General features: G+C 53.3%; 14 protein-coding genes. 3 read left to right on the plus strand and 11 right to left on the minus strand.

Going from position 1 to position 18,302, the window contains the following annotated elements:
• Positions 1–50: 50 nt before the first annotated feature.
• Both ACSPJT_RS15320 and ACSPJT_RS15325 read left to right on the plus strand, forming a co-directional pair.
• Entirely contained in the window at positions 51–557 is a 507-nt protein-coding gene (locus ACSPJT_RS15320) for a plasmid pRiA4b ORF-3 family protein (RefSeq protein ID WP_435893435.1), read from the plus strand.
• A complete protein-coding gene (locus tag ACSPJT_RS15325) occupies positions 554–904 on the plus strand; it encodes an MmcQ/YjbR family DNA-binding protein (protein ID WP_435893436.1) in 351 nt (116 codons plus the stop codon). Before ACSPJT_RS15320 ends, ACSPJT_RS15325 begins: the two co-directional genes overlap by 4 nt.
• A gap of 4 nt (positions 905–908) precedes the next feature.
• Here the strand turns inward: ACSPJT_RS15325 and ACSPJT_RS15330 are convergent, their stop codons facing one another.
• Positions 909–1,616: a PEP-CTERM sorting domain-containing protein gene (locus ACSPJT_RS15330; protein ID WP_435893437.1), complete on the minus strand. Its 708-nt coding sequence runs from the start codon at positions 1,614–1,616 to the stop codon at positions 909–911.
• A gap of 158 nt (positions 1,617–1,774) precedes the next feature.
• Here ACSPJT_RS15330 and ACSPJT_RS15335 point away from each other — a divergent pair, with 158 nt between their 5' ends.
• Complete coding sequence (locus ACSPJT_RS15335) at positions 1,775–3,250, plus strand: M81 family metallopeptidase (protein ID WP_435893438.1); 1,476 nt, start codon at positions 1,775–1,777, stop codon at positions 3,248–3,250.
• Here ACSPJT_RS15335 and ACSPJT_RS15340 read toward each other — a convergent pair.
• From ACSPJT_RS15340 to ACSPJT_RS15385, 10 genes are all read right to left on the minus strand, one after another.
• Complete coding sequence (locus ACSPJT_RS15340) at positions 3,225–3,572, minus strand: VOC family protein (protein ID WP_435893439.1); 348 nt, start codon at positions 3,570–3,572, stop codon at positions 3,225–3,227. The two genes, ACSPJT_RS15335 and ACSPJT_RS15340, sit on opposite strands and share 26 nt — an antisense overlap.
• Positions 3,573–3,576: 4 nt before the next feature.
• The gene (leuS, locus tag ACSPJT_RS15345; protein ID WP_435893440.1) at positions 3,577–6,243 is read right to left on the minus strand and encodes a leucine--tRNA ligase; all 2,667 of its coding nucleotides are present in this window, start codon (positions 6,241–6,243) and stop codon (positions 3,577–3,579) included.
• A 57-nt stretch (positions 6,244–6,300) separates the two neighbouring features.
• Positions 6,301–7,023 (minus strand): GYF domain-containing protein, encoded by a 723-nt coding sequence (locus ACSPJT_RS15350; RefSeq protein WP_435893441.1) that lies wholly within the window; start codon positions 7,021–7,023, stop codon positions 6,301–6,303.
• Positions 7,024–7,134: 111 nt separating this feature from the next.
• Positions 7,135–7,725, minus strand: coding sequence for a hypothetical protein (locus tag ACSPJT_RS15355; protein WP_435893442.1), 591 nt, complete (start codon positions 7,723–7,725; stop codon positions 7,135–7,137).
• 26 nt (positions 7,726–7,751) lie between these two features.
• Entirely contained in the window at positions 7,752–8,636 is an 885-nt protein-coding gene (locus ACSPJT_RS15360) for a DUF4339 domain-containing protein (RefSeq protein WP_435893443.1), read from the minus strand.
• Between the two features lie 21 nt (positions 8,637–8,657).
• Entirely contained in the window at positions 8,658–10,034 is a 1,377-nt protein-coding gene (lpdA, locus tag ACSPJT_RS15365) for a dihydrolipoyl dehydrogenase (RefSeq protein WP_435893444.1), read from the minus strand.
• Between the two features lie 210 nt (positions 10,035–10,244).
• On the minus strand, positions 10,245–10,829 hold the full coding sequence (locus ACSPJT_RS15370; protein WP_435893445.1) for a hypothetical protein: 585 nt from the start codon (positions 10,827–10,829) through the stop codon (positions 10,245–10,247).
• Positions 10,830–10,870: 41 nt separating this feature from the next.
• Positions 10,871–12,667, minus strand: coding sequence for a signal peptide peptidase SppA (gene sppA, locus ACSPJT_RS15375; protein WP_435893446.1), 1,797 nt, complete (start codon positions 12,665–12,667; stop codon positions 10,871–10,873).
• Between the two features lie 70 nt (positions 12,668–12,737).
• Positions 12,738–15,953 (minus strand): DUF7133 domain-containing protein, encoded by a 3,216-nt coding sequence (locus tag ACSPJT_RS15380; protein ID WP_435893447.1) that lies wholly within the window; start codon positions 15,951–15,953, stop codon positions 12,738–12,740.
• Positions 15,954–16,081: 128 nt separating this feature from the next.
• Positions 16,082–18,280, minus strand: coding sequence for an NADP-dependent isocitrate dehydrogenase (locus tag ACSPJT_RS15385; protein ID WP_435893448.1), 2,199 nt, complete (start codon positions 18,278–18,280; stop codon positions 16,082–16,084).
• Between the last annotated feature and the right edge of the window lie 22 nt (positions 18,281–18,302).

Here is an 18,302-nt window from a genome sequence, read left to right on the forward strand (position 1 = left end):
CTGGGAAAAAAGGACGTGCCTTTGTGTGCGTATCAGCTTACATCAGGGTCATGGATTCATACACCATCAAGATTTTCCTCTATGAAGTCGAGCCGCTGATCTGGCGTCGTTTCACAGTGCCAGCTTCCGCCACCTTTGCGGACTTGCATCAGATTATCCAGAAAGCGATGGGCTGGAACGATGAGCAGGCTCATCAGTTTCGCTGGGGGAAAGGTAAACGCCTCACCAATGTGATTGCGGACACCCAAGAGCAAGTCGCGCCTCAGGATGATTTTCAAGACGAGGCGGAAGTGACTCTTTCCGAATTCGTAGGCAGACGCAAATTGCCACTGCGGATGATGTATCGCTATGACTTCTTTGACGACTGGACCCACGAGCTCGTGATCGAAGAAAAATCCGATGCCGACGCACCTAAATTGTTAGAAGGAGAACGAGCCTGTCCACCAGAAGACTGCGGCGGAGCATTTGGCTACAAAGAGTGCTGCGAAGGATTCGCCGAGTGGATGGATGACGACTATGATCCAGCGGTATTCGACCCTAAAATGATCAAGCTGTGACTCTCCCCGACTTCATCGACTACTGCCTGGCCAAACCCGGCACGGAGGAAACCACTCCATTCGGACCAGAGGTGTTGGTCTATAAAGTTTGTGGCAAAATGTTCGCCCTCTGTAATCCGGACGATGTGCCTCCTGAGGCGAATTTAAAATGTGATCCGGACCGTGCTATCGAATTGCGCGATGAGTATGAAGCCGTCCGCCCCGGCTACCACATGAACAAACGCCACTGGAATACCGTCACCTTTGACGGCACGATGTCTGACGATCTATTACGTGATCTGATAGACCATTCCTATGAACTGGTCGTTAATGGCCTGAAAAAGGCTGATCGAGATACACTGAAGTAAGCGTTTATTTTTTACGGCGCAGCACTAGTCCGAATCCAGCCAAGCTAAGGAACACACATGATGAAGGTTCGGGCACCGTTGCTACAAATGTGTCGTTGTAAAACCGTAAGTCAGAAATGACTTCAGCATCAGACGCTGTAGGGGCTCCGTAGCCGCTCGTGGAGTTCCCAAAATTTGGTCTGAGAATACTTCCATTGCGGCTGAAGTAGCCTGCTCCATCGGTTCCAGACCAATCACTCATTGGATCGCCTGTGACAGAGCTAACAAGGACATTGTTGATAAACAGATTGAGTGTGGAGCTAGTAGGATCCAAATCCAAAGAACTTGTGACTGTAACAGTTTGATTGAGTGGAATTGAATTCAGGAGGGCATCCGCATTGCCAACCTGATTCCCACCTTGCTCTGCCTGAAGTCGTATTCTGTTGTTAAATGTGCTTAATATGAGTGAAAGTCCGGTACCATTCCCTCCACCGAATTCGAATAATGTATGCTCGCCACTAGGATTGGTGGTTTTGAAATTTGCTTCGAATTGAAGGGTGATGTCTTGCGTGCTATCAATTGGCGAACCATTCACGGTTGATGATGCGAAATTCCCTGTACCCTGAGTGTGATCGGCTGTCATGCTCGAGAGATCGGTTAAAGTAACTGTGGCACCCAAGACTCCTTGAGTGAAGAGCACTGCTGAGGCGGAGACATATGCGAGAAATTTCATGATAAGATTTAGAGTTCGAGGGTATATAACGAGGTAAGTTATGAAAGGTTCTTGAATCTTAATGGATTACGATTTTCGTTTCAAGTAGGAAAAGCCAAGCGTCATGATGATGGTGTTTATTGCTGTGACGCCTGTAGGGGAAAGGTTAATCTATGGAAATGAAACCAATCCGTCTAGCCATCGCAGGCATGCATATTGAGTCGGGCACTTTCAGTCCTCTGACCACGAAAGCCGAAGACTTCCTTGCAACCCGCGGTGAGCAATTGATGGATCGATACCCTTTTCTGGAAGATAGGAGTGATCTGGCAGACAATATCGAATGGATTCCTCTCGTGCATTTCCGTGCCATGCCCGGAGGTGTTGTGACGGCTGAGGCCTATCAGACGATGAAGGGTGAAATTTTGAATCGTCTTCGCGAAGCTGGAGAAATCGATGGCTTTTACTACGATATTCACGGTGCCATGAGCGTGGAAAACGTGGATGATGCTGAGTTAGATCTACTATTAGCCATTCGCGAAGTTCTCCGTGCAGATGTTCCCGTTTCCTGTAGCCAAGACCTTCATGGCAACGTCTCCGCTGAGTTGATCGAGAACCTTCAATTTATCACGGCCTACCGGACGGCGCCTCATATCGACTTCATGGAAACTCGTGAACGAGCTATGGAGCGCCTCGTGGAAATGGTTCGCAGTAACGAGCATCCAGTTCGAGCATGGATCGGAATTCCAGTGCTACTGTCCGGTGAGATGACGAGTACCGAGGTCGATCCAGGAAAGGCACTTTGGGCGGATCTAACTGATCACATCGACGGCGATAACGTCTGGGATGTTTCACTTTGGGCTGGTTACCCATGGGCGGACCAAGCACGGGCCATGGCGTCCGTGGTTGTCTCAGGGATGAATCGGGATCAAGTCATACAAGCTGCAGAAGATGTGGCCGCCAGTTATTGGAATGCTCGGAACCAATTCCAATTTCTTTCCCCAGCGATGGATGTAGAAGCCGCTTTTGAGCACCTTAATGACCATGATCTGCCGTTACCGGTATTTCTGAGTGACGCCGGAGATAATCCAACAGCGGGTGGAGCAGGGGATACAACCGAGGTTTTGGGTAAATTGTTAGAATGGTCTCAAGCGGATGAACGATCTGCCATTTTCGCAAGTATCCCGGATCAGGCAGCTGTGGAACAATGTGCCTCGGTCGGAGTTGGCGGTGAAGTATCACTCTGCCTGGGAGGCAAACTTGATACCGTGCATAGCAAGCCTCACTCCGTCACTGGGACCGTTCGCACTTATTCGGAGCGCGATGCTCGCCTCGGGCCAGAGGCCGTTGTGGATGTGGGAGGAGGGTCGATTATCCTATCCTCACACCGACGCCCTTACCACAAACGGGACGATTTTACCGGACTTGGAATCGACCCGATGGAGTGCGAAGTGACCGTTGTTAAAATCGGCTACCTCGAGCCTGAACTCAAGGCGATGGCTGGCAGTCACATTCTTTTGCTCAGTGATGGCGGAGTGAATCCGGATCTAACATCCGTCGATTACTACAACATACAACGGCCCATGTTTCCGTGGGATAAAGACTTCGAGTGGCAACCTCAAGCGAGGGTTTTTAGTTCCTACGACAAGTCATCATAAACTCGTTACCGTCCGGATCGATGCACATGGCAAGGTGCAGCGGGTCTTCTTCCGTGTCGCTAGGTTCTCTGGTTAGATCCCCGCCGTGTTCCTTGAGCATCTCGATGCCGGTACGCAGGTCGTCGATCTGAAAGCTAAGTCCCGTCCATGTGCGTTTGCCCTCGCCACCACCGTGTATGCCGATGGTCGCACCTGCGACCACGACTTCGCTCCAAGTCTCCGACTCGAAGCTGACTTCGCCACCGAACAGGTCTCGGTAGAAATGCAGGCAGCGTTGCCAATCGGCGGCCCAAAGAACGTATTTAACTTTTTCGACTTTCATCCTGTTAGTTAGCGACGATGTTCACCAAGCGGCCTGGCACAACGATGATTTTACGGATCGTTTTGCCCTCGGTGTGTTGCAGGACATTCGTATCTTTCTGGGCGAGAGCTTCGATTTCATCCTTCGGAGCATCCTTTGCCACAGTGATCTTGCCACGCAGCTTGCCGTTGACCTGAACCACGATCTCGACTTCGTCTTCGACGAGGAATTCCTCATTGAAGCTAGGCCATTTGCGATCGGAGAGGATGTAGCCGTGAGAACACTTCGCACTAGGGAAGGCTTCGGCCACTTTTTCATGTATCTCTTCGGTGATGTGAGGAGCAAACGGACTCAAACATTTAAGCAGGTCGCGAAGCAACAGGGCTGGCAGTTTATCGGCTGCTGTAAACGCATTCGTGCACACCATCATCTGGGAGATGGCGGTGTTAAACGACAGTTTCTCGATGTCTTCACTGACCTTCTTGATGGTTTCGTGCAGGACCTTGAGCAGCGCTTTGTCAGTAGGTTCCTCATCGGTCAGCTTGCTGGACAGTGTCCACTCGCCTTCTTGGTTTTGTTCGAAGGCCAAACGCCAGACACGAGCGAGGAAGCGTGAAACACCTTCAACACCTTTCATCTGCCATGGTTTGACCTGCTCTAACGGCCCCATGAACATTTCATAGAGACGTAAAGAGTCGGCACCATATTCTTTCACCACATCATCTGGGTTGACGACGTTGCCGAGGGACTTGGACATCTTCTGCCCGTCCTCACCAAGGATCAGGCCTTGGTTGACCAGTTTTTGGAATGGCTCAATGGTGGAGACGTGGCCAAGGTCGTGTAGGACCTTGTGCCAGAAACGGGCATAGAGAAGGTGCAACACCGCGTGTTCGGTGCCACCTACGTAGAGGTCTACCATGCCGTTACCTTCATTTCCTGACCAATATTCCTCGGCTTCTTTTGAGATGAAGCGTTCGGTGTTGTTAGGGTCGCAGTAGCGCATGTAATACCAGCATGAGCCAGCCCACTGGGGCATGGTGTTGGTTTCACGTTTGGCGGTCTCAGAGTAGTTGATCCAATCGGTAGCCTTGGCCAATGGGCCTTCAGGGGAACCGGTTGGTTTGAAATCGTCCATCTCTGGCTGCAGCACTGGTAGCTCTGACTCAGGCACAGGCTTGTGCTGACCGTCTTCCCAAAGAATGGGGAAAGGCTCACCCCAGTAACGTTGGCGGGAGAACAGCCAGTCGCGGAGTTTGTAGTTTACCTTGAAGGTGCCTTTGTTGTTCTCAACCAACCACTGGATGATGGCTTTCTTGGCGTCCTTGGTTTTCATGCCGTCGAGGAAGCCAGAGTTGAATGCGACTCCATTTCCAGGAAGAGCTGTAGAGGACAGGCTAGGGAAACCGTCGTCGGTAAATGACTGAGCTATTAAGTATGGTTGGACTCCATTTTTCTGAGCAGCAATTAATGTATCCGGGGTGAAATCGGATGGTGCATCAGAAGGGAGAACTACCTGCCGAATCGGGATTCCAAATTTGAGCGCGAATTCATAATCACGCTCATCGTGAGCAGGCACGGCCATGATGGCGCCGGTGCCGTAACCCATCATCACGTAGTCGGCAATCCACACTGGGATTTGCTCGCCGTTCACTGGGTTGGTCGCGGTGGCTCCGGTGAAGATGCCTGACTTGTTTTTGTTCAGATCTCCTCGTTCGAGATCGGATTTGGATGCGCAGGCTTTGATGTATTCTTCGACCGCTTCTTTTTGATCAGCACTAGTGATTTCAGAAACAAGCGGGTGCTCGGGAGCCAGCACCATGTAGGTGGCTCCAAACAAGGTGTCAGGACGGGTCGTAAAGACGGTGACTTCATTGCCCTGAATATCAAAGGTCACTTCCGCACCGGTTGATTTGCCGATCCAGTTTTTCTGCAGGAGTTTGATCGATTCTGGCCAGTCGAGATCGTCGAGTTCGTTGATCAATCGCTCGGCGTATTTGGTAATACGCAGCATCCACTGACGCAGCGGGCGGCGTTCGACGGTCTCACCTTTGGCCTTCCACTCTTCGATCTCCTCGTTAGCCAGCACAGTGCCCATCGATGGCGACCAGTTCACGGGTGCCTCGTGGATGAATGCCAAACGCACTTCATCGATTTGCTCTGGCGTCCAGCCCTTGGCTTCCAGCTCGGAAACAGGGGCGGCTTTCTGAGTTTCCTCGTTGAAATAGGATCCGTAGAGCTGCAGGAAAATCCACTGGGTCCAGCGCACGTAGTTGGGATCGGTGGTGTTGACTTCGCGATTCCAATCGTAGCCAAAACCTAACGACTTCAGCTGACGGCGGAAGTTATCGATGTTTTTCTCCGTGGTGATGCGCGGGTGCTGGCCGGTCTTGATGGCGTATTGCTCGGCAGGCAGGCCGAATGCGTCCCAGCCCATCGGATGGAGCACATTGAAGCGGTTCATCTTTTTATACCGACCCAGAATATCCGTGGCGGTGTAGCCTTCCGGGTGTCCGACGTGAAGACCTGCTCCAGACGGGTAGGGGAACATATCGAGGATGAAATACTTCGGTTTGTTAGGATCAAAATCCTCATCGCCTGGATTCGGAGTGCGGAAGGTTTGTTTCTCGTCCCAGTGTTGCTGCCACTTGGATTCGAACTGGGCAAAGGGGAAAGGTTTACGTTGATCGGACATGATGAGATGTTGGGTTAGAAATAGGAAAATTTAAATGGGGATACCTGATTGCAGGGCTTATTGGAAGAGTTCGCGCATGGCGTCAGCAGTAGCAGCATCGTCGCCACCTAGGAAAAATGAGCCAATTTGGATAGTGACCAGAATGACCGCTACGATGATGCCCACCGTATCCATTTTCCGGGTATCGGAATAACCCTGTGGACAAGAAAGCAGCATGATATTGAAGAAGCTGTTAACGATGGGGACAAAAATCAGCAGCACCCACCAACCGTTCATGCCGAGATTCTTCAAGCGCAGACAGCTGAGTCGGATGACCATGATCAAGGCTACCAAGATCACCACAAAGATGAGGAACGGGGCCCCGATAAGACCAATGACGACCCCAGCGATCACGCATCCTAACACATAGAGAATGGTCTGGAGGAACAAAGAGAGCCTGCCGATCCCTCCGTAAACCTTGGGCATGTCCGTCGAGAAAGCAGAGTTTTCGAAACCTGCTTGCGCAGCGGCTTGCGGCGGGCTGTATGGATTGACTTCGGGTGTTTGGGCTGCTGCTTGTGCGACGGGGGCGGCCTGGGGCGCGGGAGTGGCGAGTGCGGGTTGAACCTGTAGCTCTGGAACTTGAGAATGCATCACCCAGTCAGGCATGCCGGCTTTCCAGACCATGCCGGTATTCGGCGCCATGCCTTTAGCGATTAATTGCTGGAGCTCAGCGGTCGAAACTGGTCCGGCTTGGGCGCCGGTCCTGTCTGTGTAGTGCCATTGGGTGTTGTCATTCATGGGATCTTGGGGCGTTGGTGGCGTTGTGTTTAACGAATTGTGCAGGAAAGAAAAGAAAAACCCCGGTGGGTGCGAGACTCACCGGGGTCTTGGGAAATGACTCTGGGTGAATTATCCGCGGGCTCGCTCTAGCAGGAGGAGCATGAGGAATGAGTAGATCAAATTGGTCTCCTCCTGAACGGAGAGGTCACCGAGTTTCTCGATGGTGAATTTACCTTCCCATAAGGCAGGCTGCTTGCGCACTCGCATGACCGGATTTCCGTCTGAACGGATCGCCAGATATGACGGGTGGAACATGTAACCGGTGAGCATGCCCACGATGGGGATCTCACCTAACAAACCATCCATAATCTTGGACCATGGGTTTTCCTCCTGGAGTCTGAAGTCCGTTGTATTGTCGCCGGGATTGAAAACATCATAGCGTGCGCGCCAGAGAGATTTCATGCCTTGGCGACCTACCGAGCCGATCTCATTTCCCACGGCATCGTAGAAAAAGTAACGGGCTGACCAGTCGATCACCTTATTTGCCTTGATAGCGGCTATTTGACGGCTCTTGGTGTTGTCAGAGAAGATTTGGATATCTTCCTTGAGCTTGAACATCTTCTGTTTGACGTAACAGATGGTGTTCCCCTGCGCATCCTCAACGAAGATTTGAGGTGCGAGGGCGACGATTTTGAACCGGAACTGAAGAGGGTAATTCATAGTAGTGATAGGGTGGACATTGTTTCCTAGCGAAGAACAATGCCGCCTTGTCCGGTAGGCTGCTGGGTCTTGGGCATCAAGCGGCTGGAAGCCATGAAGTTGATGGCCTTGGCTATTTCATTCATCCAGAGGATCTGGCCAATGAGAGGAATTAAGATGACGCAGATCGCAATACCAACACTCAAGCGTGGTGCTCCGGCGGTATTGTTATATCTGGCAACGATGCTATTCCATTCACCAGGCAGCTTGCAAAGCACGATGATCATCCAGATCGATCCGAAGAAAGGGATGAAAAGCAATCCCACAGCCGCTCCAGGTGAAATGGACCCACCTCCAGGCTTCAGAATCGCCCATGCCCGATAGATGGCCATGAACTGGATAATGGAGGATATCAGAAGCACGATGATGCCCAGCAGGAGCACGGTCATTGGCAAGGCCACGCTACCTGACTCTTTCAAGGCATTCGGATTTCTATTCATTTCCGCAGCTGTCGGTGAGCTTGCTCCAATGAGCATGCTGCCGATGATCATAAGGGCAATACCACCTAGCAGGCAGGTGATAAAGAGACCGAAGTTGATCTTATTCACCATAGGAATAGGATAGTCGCCACCTGCCTGGGGGGCTGCACTCGCCGCGGGGGACGCATAAGGGTTTACCCGAGTTGCGGCTGCTAGCCCACCTGTCTGAGGTCCGAGATTAATCTGAGGAGTGGCTACCGGAGCTGCTGGTGCTGCCGGAATGAGACCGTCAAATTGGCTGGCTGGGAGCCACTCTTCCATTCCCTCAGTCCATAACTGGGAGTCGGCAGTAATATGACCTGCGCTGACATAATCATGCAGCTGCTCACCGGCGATAGGCCCAACTTGCTGGCCAGCAGCATCAATGTAGTACCACTGTTGTTGTTCGCTCATTGTCAGAGATATGTTGATCGGTTAGAAATGGATCGCATGTCCGTCTGCATCCAGAGTCGCCTCGTGGATGGCCTCAGCGAGCGTCGGGTGGGCGTGGATGGTGGAATGGATCTCGTCTGTGGTGAGTTCCATTTCCAAGGCCAGTCCCATCTCGGCGATTAGTTCGGTGGCGTTCTCGCCGATGATGTGCGCGCCTAACAGTTCGCCGTGTTCTTTGCCGAAGAGAAGTTTGACAAATCCTTCGGTGTCACCGGAGGCCTGAGCCTTGCCGATCGCTGCGTATGGGAATTTGCCGACCTTGTAGTCAACGCCTTCTTCCTTGAGGGCGCGCTCGGTTTTTCCAACGGATGCCACTTGTGGGTGGCAGTAGGTGCAGCCAGGGAAGTTGCCGACTTTGCGAGGAGTGTGACCTTCGACAAACAGACCTTCAACACACTGGATCGCCTCAAAGCTGGCTGTGTGAGCGAGCCATGGTGGGCCGGAAATGTCGCCGCAGGCGTAAACGTTAGGGATGGAGGTCTCGTAGCGATCGCCGACTTTGATAAAGCCGCGGTCGAGTTCCATTTCCATGCCGCCAGGGAGGACGGGAGCCACACCGATTGCGACGAGACAGACGTCAGCTGTGATGGTTTCATTGCCCTTGGGACCTTCGACATCGATGGAGACGGAGTTGCCGTTGTCGCGGAATGCCACGCACTTGGTATCGGTAAGTGAGCGGACACCTTGCTTGGTGAATGATTTCTGAAGCTCGAGGCCGATCTCGGTGTCTTCGACGGGAAGCAAGTTAGGCTGCATCTCGATGATGGTCACCTTGGTGCCGTAGGCATTGTAAACATAAGCGAATTCAACACCGATAGCGCCGGCGCCGATGATCACCATTTCCTTGGGCTGCTGTGGCAGCACCATGGCTTCCTTGGAGCTGATCACGGACTTGCCGTTAAATGGCAACGGCGGGAGTTCGCGGCTTTTGCATCCGGTGGCTACGAGGATGTTAGCGCCTTCGATGGTTTGCTTGGAACCGTCTGCAGCGGTGACTTCCACTTTGCCTTCACCGGCGATGGAGCCGTAACCGCGGATGTAGTCGACCTTGTTTTTCTTGAAGAGAAATTCGATACCACCGGCGAGGCGGTCAGAGACTTGGCGTGAGCGGCCGATGACCTTGGACCAGTCGTAGGTCAGATTATCAAATGCGAGTCCAAAGGTGGACGCTTTCTTGGTGAGCGTCTGGAAAAGTTCTGCGTTCTTGAGCAGGGCCTTGGTAGGGATACAGCCCCAGTTAAGGCAGGTGCCGCCAGCGCGGTCGGCTTCGACGACGGCGACTTTTTTTCCGAGTTGGGCTCCGCGGATGGCTCCGACGTATCCGGCGGGGCCTCCGCCGATGACAATAAGATCGTACATGATTCTAGTAGTTGTTATGCTTGATGGGGGAAGTGCGGCTGTGACAGCCAAGGAAATTTGACGGGCGAAAGTGGGCAGATCACAGGGTAAATGTCAATGACTGCGGCTGTGAGATTGACAAAAACTGAAACCGAAAAAAGCCAGCCCCCGAGGTAGGGACTGGCTGAGAAGGAACGCCTTGGAGTCAGGCTCCGGCGTGAGGGTCGAGAATTAGACTGCTGGTGGTCCGGGCGATGCTGCGACCGGCTGTTTGTTTTTCGATCCGAGGAATTTGACCAGACCGATGATGCCGAAGATCAAGGCGAGGAATCCACAGACTCCAAATACCCCGAAAGCGCCAACTCCCTTACCGATCATGGAAAGCACCACGCTGGATGATAGATTGGAAACTCGGAAGGTATAGCCATCGCCTACACCGGTGGCTTTCACCTGATAGGTTTGGCCTTTCTTGACTGAGAACTTGGCGACCAGATGCTGATTGCCCATGGTGCTGCTGCCGCCAGGCTTGTCGGCATTGGTGGTTGTGCCGGCTGCCACGTCGGTCACTTCGATCACGATGGGGTTGAGATCGGTGCTGCCGTCACCTGTGATCCAGACGGTGACCTCACCATCTTCCTCCGGTGTGTAATTCAAGGTGCCGGGAGTGACGAAGACCTCTCCTTTTTCGATGTCTTCTACGAAATCCTTACCTGATGAAACGGCACTCATGCCTAGGTATGCTGCGATTCCTCCGCCGAGGAGGAGGAGAACAAGTGCGGTGATTAAAAAGCCGCAGCCTTTTTTCTGGGTAGCCATAATGTTATGTTGGGTTGTTTGTTTGGTGGTTGAGCTCTTCGTTAGAGACCTGGAACTTGGATGTCCGGTCCGATTAGAAGAACACGATGATTCTGATATGTTTTGATGCGATTGATCAAGGTCTCAATTTGCTGGCGTTGGTCGGCTGGGAGCAAACCGATCGCTGGATGCAACTTAAGCTGCTGCTCGATAAGGGCAGCGGGGTTCTGACGATTGGACATGCGGATGAATTCATCATCTTTGTCTTTTTTCTCAGGTGCGGAAAACATGCCTTCCAAGCCGCTCTTTGGGTCAGGGGTAAGGAGCACCTTTTCATTTTCCATCTTTGCGAGTGTGGCGGCATGGGCGATGGCTTCATTGAGACCTCCGATCTCATCGATCAGGCCAATCTTCAGAGCATCGATCCCTGAATAAACACGGCCACCGGCGAGGCTGTCCAAGTCGCCCTTCAGTCTGTCGCCACGACCATCGGTAATCCGTTTTTTAAATGTGCCGTAAACATCGAGCATCGACTTGCGGATGATCTCGGATTCTGCCGGCGTAAAAGCGCGGCTGGTGCTCATCAGGCCGGCGTTTTTTCCGCGCTGGCGCGAATGAACGTTGATGCCGAGCTTCTCCATGGCGCCTCCTAACACAAACTTCATGCCGACCACACCGATCGATCCGGTAATCGTTCCTTCTTCCGCAAAAATCTTACTGGCACCTGCGCTAACATAGTATCCGCCGGACGCAGCCACGGCCCCCATGGATACAACGAAGGGTTTGCCCGTGGCCTTGAATTCATCCGTAGCTTCCCAAAGCACATCGCTGGAGAGTGCAGAACCACCAGGGGAGTTTACCCTCATCACGAGAGCCTTGCATTTTTCCTCCTTGGCGAGTTTGAGGATTTCTTTCCTAACAGGAGCGATGGATTCGTCGTTGATCTCGCCATCCAAGGCAACGACGCCGATGAAATCCGTGCGGTGTTTCTGTGACTTGCCGGATTTAAAGGCGAGTTTCATCAGATCCATAAATCCATCGATCTCCGGGCCATTGAGATCTGGCAGTTCGTAGCTGCGGTCGAATTCCGTGTCCTCGCCGTAGTGCTTGCGGATTTTGGTGATGAAATCGGTGCGGTATTGCAGGTCGTCGACTAAACCAACTTCCTTGGCTCGTTCCGGAGTGACCAGGTCTTCATCGATGAGGGCTCGCAGATCCTCGATTTTCATCTTCCGTCCTTCGGCAATAATCTTGATAGTTTGGTTGAAAATGGAGTCGAAGAGGATGTCCTCTTGTTTCTTGGCATACTCGCTGGGGCCGGTGCGATAGAATGTTTCTCCAGCGCTTTTGAAATCGCCGATGTGGATCACGTCCACCTGCAGGCCGACTTTGTCTAACAAGCCTTTGAAATACATCGACTCAGAATACATGCCAATGAGGGAGACATCGCCTTCGGGTAGCAGGGTAAAGTGATTCGCAGCAGAACCGATGATTGCGGTGCCGTTACTCAGTCCCTCTGTGTAAAACCAAACATCTTTTCCAGCATCGCGGATGGCGAGCAGGCAGCGGCGCATTTCTTGCAGCTGCGCCATGCCGATACCAGCACCCCCGAGGTCTAGGACGACGCCTTTGACATTTTCATCTGCAGCTGCGGCCTTGAGACTACGGACGATATCGAAGTGAGTCAGTGGACGGCTGCCGCTGCCGCCGAGGCCACCAAGACCAAGCAGCCCGCCACCGGCTTGGCCGCTCTCAGAAATGGTGCCTTCGATGTCGTAGACCGCTACGATGGATTTGCCGTCCGCAGCGTGGGCGCTGAAGAGGCTGAGGATCAATGTCAGGACTAAAAAGTGTTTCATGTCCGCCATCCTGTGACAGCGGCAGAAACACTCCAAGTCAAAAAATCTCAGGAAAACTGAGCTATTTCTGTTACTTCAAGGTCGCTAAATATGCCACGAGATCACGGATCTCGCTCTTATTCAGCAGTAGTCCCATAGGGGGCATTGCCGACACCGTGCCGAAACCTTTGGTGACTTTGGCATTCGGATTCACGAGTGATTCCAAGATGAAAGTGCGATTGCCTCGTTTAGCCAATCCGGCGAGGTTCGGGCCGGCCATGGCAACATCGTGATGTTTCTCCGTGGTGTGGCAGCGCATGCACTGGGCCGCCGGGTGGGAGTTGAACAGATCAGCTCCATTAGCTGCATCACCACCTTGGAGAGTCACCATGTAGGGGCTGAGTGGATCTTTGGCATCGAGCGATTCATTGTATTTGGCGAGGGCTTGCACCACCAAGGTATGTTTTTGCGTTTCTGCGGCGGTGGTGATCTCAAGCGCGCAGGAGAGATCGCCCTTACCTCCTGTGAGCTCTCTGATCGCGGCAGCGAGGTGCTGCTGGAGCTTGTTGCTTCCTGTATCGGCGGTCATCATCCACGCTGTCTGGCGCAGGAGCTGCGGTTTTGATCGGTGGGTAGCAGCGAAAATCAAATCCGAAGAATCAGCCTCGGCAATATTCGCATGCAGCGTCAGAGAGGTAGCAGCCACAAGCGCGTCTTTGTTTTCAATGAAAGCAGCAAGTTCCTTGGCGAAATCTGCCGGAGGATTCTGGGCTAGGCTCTTGAGGGCTTCTGCGCGCGCCTTGCTCTGGAGTTTTTGGTTGCGAGCAATCGCGAGGAGACGTGACGCGGGGATACCATCGAGCTTGAGCTTGTAGTGCGTGCTCAATGCGAGCAGTTCGGCGGTCACCGGGCTGTTGGTGGCCAGGAGTTTGGGCAGTGCCTCTTGTAAGATTTTCGTTAGGTTCTGATTGTCGCGTTTTGGCAGCGGTTGGTAGCGGCCTACGGATTGGTCGATGACCGGTGGAGTGTTCCAGAGGCCGAGCAATCTAACGGCTTCGCTGCGCTGCTGGAGATTCACCTTTTTGTTAGTTGAGCCGATGTAGGCGAGCAGGGCGTGGATGTTTTTGTCACCGCCCACACGAAATGCCGAGTGCACCAAGCGCCGCTGCATCATCGGTGTGAAATCATCAGTATCTTTCGAGTTGTTAGCGAATCGAGACAAGAGATCAGCCACAGCTGGTTGAGCCTCAATGATGGGTAGGTCATTGATCGCACGAATGCTGGCATAGGTCACTTGCTTGGAGCTGTCTTCCAGGAACTGTATAATTTTCGGGCTCTGATGACGGCGTAAGGCGAGCACAGCTGCCAGACGCACGGCTTCTGCTTTGTGGTCTTTAAGCCCGACCAACTGATCGATCGTGCCAGTGCCTAACAATCCCATAACTCCCGCATGGCGAAGGTAAGCATCCTTGTCGGCATTTGTCTCGATCAGGCTGATGATGTTTGAAAATGCGGGGGCGTGTTTGATTTTTCCAAGTGAAATGGAGGCGAAAGCTTTCACCCTGGCCGAGTCATCGCTAAGTAGGTGAATGAGTGCCATATCACGTTTTTCGATCGGCTGAGCTTCGCCAAGGCAGCGAGCGATCTGAGCTTTGACCTCTTGGTCCGAATCCTGCATCGCCATGAAGATGAGTTTGGCGGTTGCTTGTTTTCCTGCATCGCTTTCTCGACGGCCTATCATGCCCAGTCCCCACACTGAGTGCAATTTGGGGAGAAGCGTGTTGGATTTCTCGAAAGAAGTAGCGAACAGATCAGGTTGGTTTTTTCCGGCCAATGCAAATTGTGCCCGAAGTCGAATGCGCATGTCTGAGTGCGCTAGCAGTTCGGCAAGTTTGGCTTCGGTCATTTCGTCGAAGTTGTTCGTCACCAGTTTGCCAACTTCTTCGATGGTAGCATCGCCATTGGACTCCTTGTTGCTCAGTGTGTAGATCCGACCCGCCTTGTGGGTGCTCCAGCCGCCGATAAAGTCACTGACGTAAATTTTTCCATCGTAACCATATTCGACATCGGTCACGGCAGCTCCCTGATTGAACAAATAGTTCTCGGTCACTTTCATGCCAGCGCCATCGGCAGAAACGGCAAAAGATGTTATGTTAGATCCTCTTGCGGAGCCGCGGTAGTCACAAACTAGGAAATGCCCCGGAGTGCCCGGATAGGAAGCCGGACCAGGATGATAGGTGAGTCCTGATGGCCCGTTGGTCAGATTCATCAGTGGGGGAACCATGTAAGCGGGCTGAAGATCGTTGCGTGGTTGCCACATCTTTTCATCCATCCAGCGATTGATGGGGCGCTTTTCCATGTCGGCTTCACGGTGGAACGAGTGCATCACCTGATGTCCCATGCGCCAGCCGGAGTCTGCTCCATCCATGACGTAGACGACTCGGGCGCGGTCGCCCTGATCCGAGTTGTTGTCCACAGTGATGGCATTTCCAAACTGATCGAAGGCAATCTCTTTCGGGTTGCGGAGACCGATGTGCACGACCTCCATGTTAGAGCCGTCAGGCTCGAATCGTAACACAGCGCCTTGGCCTGGGTAGGCATAATGTTTGCCCTCCTTGGTTTTGATGTTGAACCCGCGGTCGCCGACGGTCGCGTAGATTCTGCCATCCGGCCCATAGGCAAAGCCATTCAAGTCATGACCGGAAAAGGAAACGCGCACCCCGAAGCCCTCCTGCAGTGACTTCCGGCTGTCGGAAATACCGTCGTCATCTTTGTCATTGAGCAACCAAATGTGAGGAATGCAGGCAAAGTAAACATCGCCGTTGAATGAGAAAATACCAGCGGCGGTTCCGTCTAACGGATTGTTGAAACCATCGGCGAAGATCGTGTTTTTGTCTGCCACTCCATCACCGTCGTTGTCCCAGAGCATGCGGACTTTTTCAGCATGTCTGGTGTAGTGCTCTGGAGGATGTTTGGCATACCAGCGTTTGTACATCGCCAGTCGGTCCTCCGTCGTCTGCGAGGCGATGTCTTCCTTGAGCCAGTGGCGACGATTGCGATTATCATCGATGCCGTGCTCCTTCATGAATCGCCATGTCTCTGCCACCAGGACGCGGCCTTTTTCATCGATGGTTAGAGCGGTGGGTGAAGTGACACCTTGTGATTTCTGATCAGCGAATACCTTGAGTTCGGTATCAGGTGCGATCTTGATCTGCGGTTGCTCCTTGCTCGGAACTAACTTCGGCGCAGCAAAGCTCGTGGGGATGACTGAAATACAGGCGAGAGGAAATAGAGAGCGAAAATTCATAAGCTGGGACGGATACGTTCGCCCATTCCACTAAAATTTCATCATTAAAGCAAGGATGGGGAAAAAGAAATCCCGCCTGCCCTATGATGAGGGCGGCGGGATGAAATAATTGGGCTGTGTGGCTGCGGTTATACCAACCTGGCAAGCACCTGGTTCAGAGTCTCGCTAGGGCGCATGGCCTTTCCAGCGATGGCATCGTCAGGCTGATAGTAGCCCTTGGTATCGACAGGCGATCCTTGAACGGCGATGAGTTCCTCGACGATCTTCGCCTCGTTGTCAGCCAGTTCTTTGGCGATGGTGGAGAACGATGCGGCGAGATCCGCGTCATCGGTCTGGGCTGCAAGCGCCTCGGCCCAGTAGAGCGCGAGGTAGAAGTGAGAACCACGGTTATCGATGCCACCGAGTTTACGAGTCGGTGACTTGTCGGTAAGCAGGAATTTGCCGGTAGCCGCGTCGAGTGTTTCGCCTAACACCTTGGCCTTGGCATTGCCGAATTTCTCGGAGAGATGTTCCAGGGAAACGGCCAGAGCAAGGAACTCACCGAGGGAGTCCCAGCGGAGGTAGTTTTCCTCGTTGAACTGCTGAACGTGTTTCGGGGCGGAACCACCTGCGCCGGTTTCGAACAGTCCGCCGCCGTTCATCAGGGGAACGATGGAGAGCATCTTGGCGGAGGTGCCGAGTTCGAGGATGGGAAACAGATCGGTTAGATAGTCGCGCAGCACGTTGCCGGTGACGGAGATGGTGTCTTCGCCATCCTTGAGACGTGCGAGTGTGAACTCGGTGGCCTCGACGGGGGACATGATGTGGATTTGCAAACCTTCGGTATCGTGGTCACCAAGATACTGGCCGACTTTTTGAATCAGCTGGGCATCGTGGGCGCGTTCTTCATCGAGCCAGAAGACAGCGGGGGTGTCGGTGGCGCGCGCGCGATTGACGGCGAGTTTGACCCAGTCCTGGATCGGCAGGTCCTTCACCTGGCATGCGCGCCAGATGTCACCCTCTTCGACATTGTGTTCGATGAGCACATTGCCATTTGAGTCGGTGATGGTGACTTTGCCGTCGGCTGGCATTTCGAAAGTCTTGTCATGAGAACCGTATTCCTCGGCTTTTTGAGCCATCAGGCCGACGTTTGGCACGGTGCCCATGGTGGTGGGATCGAAGGCACCGTTCTTTTTACAGAAGTCGATGGTGGCGGCGTAAACACCGGCGTAGGAGGAGTCAGGGATGACCGCCTTGGTGTCTTGCTGCTTGCCCTCGGCATTCCACATTTGGCCGGACGTGCGGATCATGGCGGGCATGGAGGCATCGATGATGACATCGGATGGCACGTGCAGGTTGGTGATGCCTTTGTCGGAATTGACCATGGCGAGGTCCGGGCCGTTTTCGTAGGCGGCGCGGATGTCGGCTTCGATTTCCGAACGTTTCTCATCGGAGAGTGAGTTGAGCTTGCTGACAAGATCGCCAAAGCCGTTGTTCAGATCGATGTCTAACGAGGCAAAGGTGTCTGCGTGTTTTTCCAGAAGCTCGGAAAAGAAAACGCTGACACAGTGGCCGAAGATGATTGGGTCGGACACCTTCATCATGGTGGCTTTCATGTGCAGGGAGAAAAGCACGCCCTGCTCCTTGGCTTCGGCGATTTGCTCACCGAGGAAAGTGATGAGGGCTTTTTTGCTCATCACGGTGGCGTCAATGATTTCACCTTCGAGCAGTGGCACGCTGGGCTTGAGAACGGTGACCGCACCATCGGCGGCGGTGTGCTCGATCTTGACGGTGGTGGCCTCCTCGACGGTGACGGATTTTTCGTTCGAGAAGAAATCCCCGGCACCCATGGTGGCGACGTGGGACTTGGAATCGGCGGACCAGGCACCCATGCGGTGTGGGTTGGCCTTGGCGTATTCCTTGACTGCTTTGGGAGCGCGACGGTCTGAGTTTCCTTCACGCAGCACAGGATTCACGGCTGAGCCTTTGATTTTCGCGTAGCGTTCTTCGGCATCGGCGTAGTTGGGGATGTCATAGCCGTGGCTCTGGAGCTCGGCGATGGCGGCCTCCATCTGTGGCACGGATGCGGAGATGTTGGGCAGCTTGATGATGTTGGCCTCAGGAGTCTTGGCCAGTTCGCCCAGTTCGGCGAGGGCATCGGAGACTTTTTGCTCGTCGGTGAGTGACTCGGGGAACTCGGCTAGGATACGGCCGGCGAGTGAAATGTCGCGTGTCTCGACGTTGACGCCCGCGCTATTTGAGAACGCCTGAACGATCGGCAGGAAAGAGTAGGTGGCGAGGGCTGGAGCCTCGTCCGTTTTGGTGTAGATAATGGTTTCTTGGCTCATAGTAGTGCTAAGCGGTTTACGG

This window comes from Oceaniferula spumae, from assembly GCF_042849255.1.
Lineage (GTDB): Bacteria > Verrucomicrobiota > Verrucomicrobiia > Verrucomicrobiales > Akkermansiaceae > Oceaniferula > Oceaniferula spumae.